10 protein-coding genes are annotated in these 10949 nt (G+C 34.7%); 6 read left to right on the top strand and 4 right to left on the bottom strand.

What is annotated here, in order from left to right; all coding sequences use genetic code 11:
• Positions 1-149 precede the first annotated feature (149 nt).
• Positions 150-1490 carry an aminotransferase-like domain-containing protein gene (locus K9V48_RS25505; RefSeq protein ID WP_224141907.1) on the bottom strand — a complete coding sequence of 447 codons (1341 nt, stop codon included), beginning with the start codon at positions 1488-1490 and terminating at the stop codon, positions 150-152.
• A 116-nt stretch (positions 1491-1606) separates the two neighbouring features.
• Here K9V48_RS25505 and K9V48_RS25500 point away from each other — a divergent pair, with 116 nt between their 5' ends.
• The 5 genes from K9V48_RS25500 (at position 1607) to K9V48_RS25480 (ending at position 7932) form a co-directional block, all read left to right on the top strand.
• Complete coding sequence (locus K9V48_RS25500) at positions 1607-2527, top strand: DMT family transporter (protein ID WP_224141906.1); 921 nt, start codon at positions 1607-1609, stop codon at positions 2525-2527.
• A complete protein-coding gene (locus tag K9V48_RS25495) occupies positions 2514-3395 on the top strand; it encodes a DMT family transporter (RefSeq protein WP_224141905.1) in 882 nt (293 codons plus the stop codon). The genes K9V48_RS25500 and K9V48_RS25495 overlap by 14 nt, the downstream gene beginning before the upstream one ends.
• A 923-nt stretch (positions 3396-4318) precedes the next feature.
• Positions 4319-5299 (top strand): ABC transporter substrate-binding protein, encoded by a 981-nt coding sequence (locus K9V48_RS25490; RefSeq protein ID WP_224141904.1) that lies wholly within the window; start codon positions 4319-4321, stop codon positions 5297-5299.
• Positions 5300-5380: 81 nt separating this feature from the next.
• On the top strand, positions 5381-6940 hold the full coding sequence (locus K9V48_RS25485; RefSeq protein ID WP_224141903.1) for a sugar ABC transporter ATP-binding protein: 1560 nt from the start codon (positions 5381-5383) through the stop codon (positions 6938-6940).
• Between the two features lie 89 nt (positions 6941-7029).
• Positions 7030-7932: an ABC transporter permease gene (locus tag K9V48_RS25480; protein ID WP_224141908.1), complete on the top strand. Its 903-nt coding sequence runs from the start codon at positions 7030-7032 to the stop codon at positions 7930-7932.
• A 93-nt stretch (positions 7933-8025) separates the two neighbouring features.
• On the opposite strand, the gene K9V48_RS25475 is transcribed toward K9V48_RS25480, so the two are convergent.
• From K9V48_RS25475 to K9V48_RS25465, 3 genes are all read right to left on the bottom strand, one after another.
• Positions 8026-8736 carry an IS6 family transposase gene (locus tag K9V48_RS25475; protein WP_224141902.1) on the bottom strand — a complete coding sequence of 237 codons (711 nt, stop codon included), beginning with the start codon at positions 8734-8736 and terminating at the stop codon, positions 8026-8028.
• A 548-nt stretch (positions 8737-9284) separates the two neighbouring features.
• Positions 9285-9590 carry a DUF5634 family protein gene (locus tag K9V48_RS25470; protein ID WP_224141901.1) on the bottom strand — a complete coding sequence of 102 codons (306 nt, stop codon included), beginning with the start codon at positions 9588-9590 and terminating at the stop codon, positions 9285-9287.
• Between the two features lie 258 nt (positions 9591-9848).
• Positions 9849-10532: an SOS response-associated peptidase gene (locus tag K9V48_RS25465; RefSeq protein ID WP_224141900.1), complete on the bottom strand. Its 684-nt coding sequence runs from the start codon at positions 10530-10532 to the stop codon at positions 9849-9851.
• A gap of 125 nt (positions 10533-10657) precedes the next feature.
• Between K9V48_RS25465 and K9V48_RS25460 the strand changes: the two genes are divergently transcribed.
• The coding region (locus K9V48_RS25460) for a YhjD family protein (RefSeq protein ID WP_224141899.1) at positions 10658-10949 on the top strand (292 nt) is incomplete at its 3' end.

The raw sequence follows: 10949 nt of genomic DNA, 5'->3' as shown, positions 1-10949 counted from the left end.
TAGGGGAGAAGTCTGTCCAAAACCTGAAAGAATTTATATATCAATTGTTTGGGCTTACAGCATAAAGAAGGATTCCGAAAGGAATCTATTCATTTTTTCAAACTGTTATTGTATTTGCACCAGAACCGTTTTTGCCTTGCTGAAAGAATTTATAAAAAGTAGTTTTGAGGATTTTTTAATGCACTTGCAATTTTCCTAATTCCTTCTTCAATTCGATGGGCGTCAACATTTGAAACATTCAACTTCAAAATCCGTTCGTGGTAAAAGTCATCTAAATAATTTCTTTCAACTGAATCCAGATATATGCCTTCTTCATGCAAATGATAAACAAATGATTTCAAATTCACACGCTTGGGCAGCCCAATATGACTATGCATTACAATTTCTGATGATGATTCGTACGTAGATAAATGATCTTGTATTGATTGATGCAGAATTTTCGCACGTGTATGATAGATGTTACTGACTTTTGTTTTATTATGTTCAAACATACCATTTTTCAAATAGAGATATAATGCGGCTTGTGAAATCATAGAGCTGTCGATATCCGTTGTCATTTTGTGTTTTTGAAAAATGTCAATAATTGAAGGAGGAAGAACCGCCAATCCAACTCTTAACCCAGGAAACATAATTTTTGAAAAACTTTTTAAATAGATGACTTTATCGTGGTGATCATCAGCAAAAAGAGGGTCATTCTTCGGATTGAATTCAAAATCTGCTAAATAATCATCTTCTAAAATGTATACATTATATTGGTCTGCTAATTGTAAAATAGCCTCTTTTTCTTTTTTACCGTATGAAGATCCTAAAGGATTATGGAAGCGTGGCATTGTATAAAAAAATTTAATATCTTCTTCATGAAATATTTGTTCTAGTCGACCTAAATCAATACCTTTCTCAGTACGTTGAATTCCTATTGCTGGCAGCTGTAAGGTTTTCAGCAGATCCATATATAAATGATAGCTAGGTTGTTCAACTAGAATGGTGGAACGATTATTTGGAAAGGGCATCATACTTACTAAAGAAAGAGCCTGTTGAACACCTGTAGTGATGAGAATTTGTTCGTTATGCGTGAATACTTGGTAAGATTCTAACAGTTTTTTAGCTTCTGCTATGAGTGGCGGCCAACCTTTTGGCGTTCCGTAGCGAAATAATTCTTCTTGATAGGTATCAATTGCTTTATTTATGCAGTGTTGAAATTCTTTATAAGGAAATGCATGCCAAGTAGGAGATGCGCTTGCAAAGTCAATTATGTCAGTGGACAATGGGGTTTTGAAGGCGTGATTATCCACAACATAATAACCACTTTTCGGTAGGGCATAAATAATATGTTGCTCCTCCAATTTTTTTAAAGCGGTCAATACAGTGCTTTTACTACAAGAATATTGTTGTGTTAAATTTCGAATGGATGGTAATTTTGCACCGGTCGAAAATTTACCAGACTGAATTTGCATCAGAAGTGATTGATAGATTGATTCATATTTAAGCATCATAAACCTCCTTGCACATCTGTATCGGTACAGATGTGTATTTTTTATATCGTAAAGGTTATTATTATCTCTTACGATAATGGTACCGGCCGGATCAATATAAGGGGGTAATCGAAATGATTGAAAATAGAAATGCATATATCGCAGCAACCATCTATGCAATCATTATCGGATTGTCATTTATGTTTGTTAAAGTGACATTAACGGTTGCAACACCGTTAGATACATTGGCTCATCGGTTTACCATTGCATGGATCGCTGCCACAGTGTTGTTCGTGTTAAAAAAAGAATCGATCAAAGTAACAAAAAAAGATGTACTGCGGATTGCCTTGTTAGCCATCTTATATCCGACACTCTTTTTTGCTTTTCAAGTATTTGGGTTAGTGCATACATCTTCATCGGAAGCTGGTATTATTCAAGCAACAATACCAATTTTTACGTTGATTTTTGCAAGTATCATTTTAAAGGAAACATCTACACGTAGTCAAAAAATAGCGATTGGTTTATCTGTACTCGGTGTGATGTATATTATGTACATGAACGGGGCAGGGGGCACAAATACAAGTCTCCTCGGGACTGGTTTAATTTTACTTTCAGCACTTACCGCCTCACTATACAACGTATTTGCCAGAAAGTTAACACAACGCTATTCGTTATTCACTATCACATATATCATGACCTTGTTTGGGTTTATAGCTTTTAATGGACTGGCACTGACAAACCATGTAATGAATGGAGCAGTCCATCAATTTATGCAACCTTTTGGGCACTGGGATTTTGTTCTTGCCATTTTATATTTAGGTATCCTATCGTCTTTAGGAACGTCCTATCTTTCCAACTATGTTTTATCAAAAATAGACGCATCGAAAATGAGTGTTTTCAGTAATTTTGCTACGCTCATTACCATTTTAGCAGGGGTCATTTTTTTAAAAGAGGAATTTCATTTATACCACATAGCAGGATCAATTATCATTATCATCGGTGTTGTTGGTACAAACTATTTTGGTGCAAGGGGCAAATCAAATGAAAAAATATAGTCTCTTGCTAATCATAAGCTTCATTTGGGGGTCTCAATTTTTCTTCGTGGAATTAGTAACGAATGATGTAGGTTCCATTTCGTTGTCTGCTTTGAAAGCACTGATCGGTGCAATTTGTTTATCAGTGATTAGTCTGTTCCAATCAAAGAAAAACTCCACAACCAATACTAAAAAATATTTTTGGATTGCACTTTTTGAAGTAGTCTTGCCGTTTATTCTTATTGCACAAGGCCAAAAGTACGTATCGAGCAGTATTGCATCTATGCTAATCGCAATGGTCCCAATCTTCACATTAGTATTTTTCGTATTGCTCTTCAAAAAGAAAGCAAGCAAATTTGAAATAGTCAGCATAGTATTAGGATTTTTAGGAATTGTGATCTTATCGTGGCCAACGCAAGGAATTATGAACGTTTCAGGTAATATATTGGGTAATGTGTTGCTCACTCTTGCTGCCATAAGTTTTGCTTTGTCTTTAATTCTAATGGAAAAATTAGAAGATGGTTCTCCGGTGGTCCATATGAGAAATGTTTTATGGATTGCTAGTATTGTCTTATTGCCAATGGTATTCCTTTTTGAAAAGCCATTACAAATCGATATCAATCATTCACAAGTAATATATATTATCATTTTAGGTATATTCCATGCAGGAATTGTCTATATGCTGTATAATCTCTTAATTCAAGAAGAGGGAGCATTGTTTGCCTCTTTTAGCAACTATATTAACCCGGTTATTGGTGTAATTTTAGGCTATATTATTTTAAAAGATCCATTATTTTTGCAGCATAAGATTGGCATATTAATCATTCTTTTAGCACTTTTATTTTCGAATCCTGATATTTTTAGAAAATGGGTTAGGAAGGACAATTAATAGAGAATATCCTTGTGTATAGTGAGCTTTTGTTCTATAAAAAATCTCTAAAATAAAATGAAAGAAAAAGCTATTTCTTTGTCACGTGAGGCTTTTATATTAGCAGATCATACAAAATTTGGAGAAGTATCATTTTCTAAGTTTGCAAAATTAGAGCAGACAAAAATTATTACGAATGAAAAAGATACCATAAAATTTGAAAAATATAAGAAGAAAACTGAAATTATTATCGTAAAGTAATAAGAAAACTTCTAGTTACTGTCTTACCTGATCGTTATCGTTTAAAGCAAGTAATGAAAGCTGACTCATGTCTAATTTAGACTTTTTTGAGTATCAGCTTTTTTTTGTGGTCAATTTTCCAAACGTAGTTCTTAAAATGACAATTTGATTTTTTTACCTTCATAAATAGCTCTAGTTACTAATGGTAACAAAATAGTTTTAGTTAAATTTTTAGCCACCCCTTTATCAATATAATAAATAAGCATAAGAAGTAAGCTCTTTTGTATATAGAAAAGATTACCAAGAATCATTGAATAGATACCACTATGTGTGAGTCCTTCCATTTGAATATTAAATATTTCATTATATCTATATATTTTTTGGTTAAATACGGCATTATTGACAATTTAAAACACCCGTAATATAATCTGAATTAACAAAAAACAACCAAAAACGTGCATAAACAATCAAAAACAATCATATAAAACTCCGAAAATAATCAATGAAATGATTTTATTTTCAAAAAACGAAAACGCTTACTGGTAGATTTATACCAGTAATAGACTAGCAGAAAGGATTATAGATCTGTTTGCTCAACCTAAAAATGTTTTTTAAGGAGGTGATGTAATTAAAACTGAAAGCGGTAACAATATCTAACTTCCTTTAAGTAATCTTTTAAGTCTATAAAAATTAGGGGGATCATAATGAAAAAAAATGTAAGAACTCTATTAATACTGGTTGTAATGCTTGTAATGGCTGTGATGACTGCCTGTAGTAGCGCTAGTGAATCATCAAGTGAATCTACGAATGATAACAAAAAGCAAAAAGGTGACAAAAAGTTAACTATCGGATTAACTGTAGGTACTTTGGCCAATCCTTTCTTTGTTGCAATGTCAAAAGGAGTTGAAGAAGCAGGGAAAGAATTAGGTGCAGATGTTTTTGTTGAAAGTGCTGAATATGATCTCGCAAAACAAACTTCTCAAATTGAAAACTTCATTACAAAAAAAGTAGATGTTATTTTATTAAATGCTGTTGATACAAAAGGAATTGCAGCAGCTGTTCAACAAGCAAAAGACGCTGGTATTCCTGTAATCGCTGTAGATACGAATGCTGAAGGTGGTGTCGATGCTACTGTTACATCGGATAACTATCAAGCTGGTAAACTTGCTGGAGAATATGTCATTGAACAATTAGGTGGAAAAGGAAACATTGCTATTATTGATGGACCTCCTGTTTCAGCAGTAACAGACCGTATTCAAGGGTTTGAGGATGCTATTAAAGATTCTAAAATTAAAATATTAGCGAAGCAAAACGGCGAAGGAAATCGTGAAAAGGCATTAACAGTTATGGAAAGTATCTTACAAGCTAATCCATCAGGCTCTATTGACGCAGTATTTGCTATCAATGACCCTGAAGCAATCGGAGTTGAAATTGCTCAAGAGCAAGCTGATCGTAAAGATGAATTTTTCATTGTAGGCGTAGATGGTGCTCCTGAAGTGACAGAAGCTATGGCAAAAAAGGGAAGTACTATTAAGGCGACTTCAGCACAATCACCAAGTGAAATGATGAAAAAGGCTGTTGAAATTGGAATAAAAGTGAAAAATGGTGAAGATGTAGATGATCTTATTAAAGTTCCGGTTAAACTTGTTACTCAAGATAAATTAGATTCTTACCAAGGGTGGTAAGCCTCCTCCAATCAAAAGGGCTGATAAGGAAAGAGCCCTTATTCAGCCTTTTAAAAATTAAAAAAGGGGTGAGATAAAAGTATGGCTGTTACAGAAAGGTTATTGAAGGTTCAACATGGTCATAAGAATCCAGTGTTGAATATGGAAGGGATTAGTAAAACGTTCTCACGTGTAACCGTATTAAACAATGTGAAAATTGAACTTTATCCAGGTGAAGTACATGCATTAATGGGCGAGAATGGAGCCGGAAAGTCAACTTTTATGAAAATTCTAGCAGGGATCCATACACCTGATAATAATGGTGGGAAAATCTATTTTAAAGGTCAGCCTACTTTGTGGAAGGATCCTGTTGATGCAAGGAACAAAGGAATAAGTGTCATTCATCAGGAGTTAAACCTTTCTCCAAATTTGACGATTAGTGAAAATATCTTAATGGGTTCAACATTTCCGAGAAATCGTTTAGGAATGGTTAAGTGGGGCGAGGTTCATAAAAGTGCACAAAAGGTGTTAGATTCAATGGGGTCTAATCTTAATCCACGCCAATTGGTTTCAACCCTAAGCGTTGCTCAACAACAAATGGTGGAGATCGCCCGAGCGTTATCCTTTAAGGCAGAGGTTCTTATCATGGATGAACCAACAGCCTCTTTAACAGATAAAGAAATTACGAAACTATTTGATATTATTGAGGATTTAAAAAAACAGGGTGTTGCCATCGTTTATATTTCTCATAGAATGGAAGAAATCTTTAAGATAGCTAATAGATTTACTGTCTTACGTGACGGTGAGTGGATTGCAAGTGGCCCCATTGAAGAGACAAACCCCGATCACCTTGTGAAGCTAATGGTAGGTCGTGATTTAAAAGATTTGTTTAATCGAGATAAGTCGTCTGATCCTAAAAAACTTTCAAAAAGTAGTTCCCCTATTCTAGAACTGAAAAATGTTTCTGATAACACCATTGTTAAAAACGTTTCGTTTAAAATTTATCCAGGTGAAATTATTGGTTTAGCAGGGCTTGTAGGTGCGGGTAGAACAGAGTTAGTTAGGGCTCTATTTGGTGCATCTGAGTTGAAAAGTGGGGAAATATTCGTAGATGGAAAGTCTGTTAAAATACAATCCCCAATAGATGCAATTGCTAATGGAATTGCTCATGTACCTGAAAGCAGGAAAGAGCAAGGTTTATTTTTATCTATGTCAGTAAAAGAGAATATTTTAATGGCAGAGTTGAAAAAGCATACTAAGGCAGGAATTGTTAGTTGGAAAGAAGTGGATGCTACCGCTGATAGTTATATAAAAGAACTAAACATAAAAATTGCCTCACCGGAACAGCAGGTATCGAACTTAAGTGGTGGTAATCAACAAAAAGTTGTGATTGCTAGATGGCTGTCCATCGCACCGAAAGTATTACTGCTTGATGAACCCACGAGAGGCGTGGATATTGGTGCTAAGACCGAAATACATAAAATTGTCTCTAAGCTTGCCGAAAATGGCTTGGCAGTTTTAATGATTTCATCTGAGCTTCCGGAAGTTTTAGGAGTAAGTGATCGAATCCTCGTCATGTGCGAAGGAAGATTAACAGGAGAACTCTCGAGAGAAGAAGCCACACAGGAAAAAATTATGTACTTAGCTACTAAGGGGGAGTAAAGAAAATGAAGGGAAATACTCAAACAATATCACAAAGAGAAGGCCTTCATGTTGGGAATGTCCTTCACGGGTTATGGAATCGATTAGGCATGATTATGATTTTAATATTATTATGTATCGTACTTTCTTTTACAGCGCCTAATTTCTTAGAAACCGCCAATATGTTAAATGTCTTAAAGCAGGTTTCAATTATTGCCGTGCTAGCTGCTGGAATGACGATTGTTATATTAACTGGTGGAATTGATTTGTCGGTCGGATCAACAGTTGCCTTATCTGGTGTTGTTTCAGTTATGGTTTCTTCTGCAGGCGTTAACCCCTTTATTGCAATGCTATCAGGTGTGGCTATAGGGTATGCAGTAGGACTAATAAATGGATTTTTCACTGCTAAAACGAAATTACCAGCATTTATTGTTACACTAGGTAGTTTTACATATGTTCGTGGTCTTGCCTATGTCATTAGTGGTGGTTATCCGATCGTTTTACAAAATGAAACGTTCAAATTCATTGGTGGCGGAGCTATTTTCGGAATACCAACTCCTATCTATATCATGCTGTTTGTTTATGTCGTTATGTTTTATGTTTTAAAGTATACCATGTTTGGCCGCCATATTTATGCAATTGGTGGAAATGAAGAGGCAGCACGATTAACAGGCATTAAGGTTGAGAAGTCATTAATTAATGTTTATTCCATAAGTGGATTATTAGCAGGTTTAGGTGGGGTCGTTTTAGCTGGCAGGTTGTATTCTGGTCAACCAACTGCAGGTCAAATGTATGAGTTAGATGCAATTGCCGCGGTTATTTTGGGTGGAACTAGTTTAACAGGTGGTAAAGGAAAGATACAAGCAACGATCATTGGGGTATTAATTATGGGAGTTATTAGTAATGGCTTAACTCTAATGGACGTTAACTATTATTGGCAGCTTGTTGTCAAAGGTGGAGTAATTGTTGCCGCGGTTTTATTAGATCGCTTACGTGGAAATAGTGCAGCTTAATTCTCATCAAGGAACATCACATATGAATTTCGGTTCTGGTGCAAAGATGATTTCAAAAAAACATAGGACATGAATTTCTTGCTAACTTACGGATTATGATGCGATGCCAAACAGTTTATCAATGAATTCTTTTCGATTTTGGACAGACTTCACCTGTTGTTGGTGAACCTGTCCTTTTTTCATCATATGCATGGCTTCAATGCCACGTACTATTGAAATAGCAGTTTCATACGTTTTGAATCCTAGCATGGAGCGTACTCTTTTCTTAATGAAACGATGATCTTGTTCTACGATATTATTGAGATATTTCACTTGTCTCATTTGGATGCATTCAGGCATCTTTTGCTCGTCTTTTAGCTGTTGAATGGCTACAGGATAAGCTGGATTTTTATCGACAGTGATGACACGAGGCTTAGAAACATGAAAAGAACGCAAAGCTTTCTTGAAGAAGCACTTTGCAGCCTTTTGGTCTCTTGTTTTGCTTAGGTAAAAATCAATGGTGTTTCCTTCAGAATCCACTGCACGATACAGATACATCCATTGCCCTTTTACTTTGATATACGTTTCGTCCACTCTCCATAAATCATTTGTACGTTTTAGATGATGGCGAAGTTGCTTGTCTAATTCAGGACTATACTGATGAACCCAACGCATAATGGTCGTGTGAGCCATCGATAATCCTCGTTCCTCCATCATTTCTACAAGATTACGAAAGCTCAAGTTGTATTGTAGGTACCATCTGACAGTAAGAAGAATAATATCGGGTTGATAATGTTTCCACTTGAATAAATTTTGCTTTTCCATAAATCTCCATCTCTTTCTTTATTGTTTAACCGACTTTACATACGGAATATATTAACAGTAAAACTATCTACATCTTACCATATTTCAACAATCTGTCCCTTATACGCAAGAAGGGTGCTGATATTTATTCCGGATTTGCGCCCTATAACGGAATAACTAAAACATGATCTCAATCATAAAATCAATTAATGTAAAGTGACAATAAAGTTATTTAATTTTAAAACCTTAAACACGCATAGCCCCATTCTGATTTTAGAACGGGGTTAAAATAAAATTGATTAATTTTTTAATGTGAAATACTTCACCGCACTTAAAAATTTAACAATAAAGTCGTTTAAATCTAAGTATTATTCCACAATCGGGCCTTTATAACAAAAATAGAAACACAGATGGTTTAACAAATTTGTTGCAAAAGAGTTGCAAAAAATAGGACGGCAAGACCAGCGAACGACGAGCAGCAAACATTGGGATTGTACAGCTTACACTTTTAAAAATTTGTAGGTGAAGAGGTTTTCCTATGCCCTTCACCTAAGTAATCTAAGTAATTATTAGTATATTTCGCGGAATACATGATCTAGATCTTCAAATTCTTTAAGATCTTTTTCCAGTGGATTGTCTGATTCTACCGTCCACTTACTATCAATTGGGGATAACCCACCATCACTATTTTTTTGAAAAGGCAGATGAATATGATGGGTTTTGCCATCTTTTCGAGTTGTATATCCAAGATAGTAGCGATCGTCTTGTCCTTCTTCTTCAAAAATACCGATATCTTCAATTCCGTACTTATTTAAATATGGTTGAAAGGATTGTTGTAATTCATTCATAATTTGTTCGCGAGATAGATAATCCACTAAAATTCTCCCTTCCAAATGGTTCTTTCCCTTAATATGTCATACTTTCGTTCATTTAAACCCTGTTTTCTTCATAAATAAACACCGGTCGAAATAAATTAAAAGGATGACTAAATTGAATTCAGAAAAAGCATGTTTTGCTCAATCTTTTTTTCAAAACATGCTTTTTCTTTTTGTTCGTTTATCAAGGTTATAAGTAGCTATTTGATCAAACTTAATTTCAAAGCAACAATTACATTTTAAGGTAGAAATACACTTTTAATTTATTTTTTTGATCCGTTCAATGCATTCTGGACCTTCATTTTTCACATTTCCAACCAGTGTAGAAACTGGATATGCTAGCATTTCTTCAGTAGGGAATGGCATTAGTAATCTCAATAATTCTTTCACATTTACTTCATTTCTTTGCAGCCATTTTTGTTCATCTTCTTTCTTCAAAATAACAGGCATCCGATCATGAACATGCGAAACTAGTTTATTGGGAGTGGTCGTAATAATTGTACATGTATTCATTTTTGCTCCGTTTGTTGGATTAATCCAAGTATCATAAAGTCCTGCCATACTAAAAATACTATTATCTTTTTTCAAAAATCGAATCGGTCTTTTTTGCCCTTCAACGTTCATCCACTCAAAAAAGGAATCCGCTGGGATAATACATCTTTTTCGATAAACTAGATTTTTAAAGGATGGTTTTTCTAACAAGGTTTCCCCTCTAGCATTAATCGTTTTTCCTGCAAATTTATCATCTTTAGCCCAAGATGGGACTAACCCCCATCTTAATTCTCCTAGACGATTTTTACTTCCATCATTGATTATCGCTGGTACTTGCTGCATAGGAGCCACATTGTATCTAGGACGATGAAAAGGCGTTCCCTGATCTTCAATCGCATATCTTTTTACTAATTCTTCAAACGTAATCGTGAGAGTAAAGCGCCCACACATCTAATAAACCTCCATTTCAATCAAATCATCATTTGTAAATATTCATACGTTGAAAACGAACAAATATTCTGTTATTATGAATAAGATACTAAGAACAAGTGTTCTTTTAGTGAGGTGATTCTATCATGACTCCCGCACCTTATCTTCAATCCAAGGAAATTGAATTAGTTAAGAGGGTCATTATTCTTCCTATTTTACTAAAACTTTTAGACCAAGACTTAGATGTGATGCAAAAAAATGAATTACATATGTGGTTATTATATAACGCTCAGCTCAAATCTGTAGGAAACGAAATCAAAAGGGAATTGAAAGATAAAGAAAAGCAAATGCGAAAAAGAGGAATTAAAATCTTATCCCAACAACATGAATCCAACGGTTTATTCACGCAATTTCTATGTAGAGGATACGAACATGAAA

The sequence above is a fragment of the Metabacillus rhizolycopersici genome, assembly GCF_020075705.1.
This window is presented reverse-complemented; position numbering and strand designations above follow the sequence as displayed.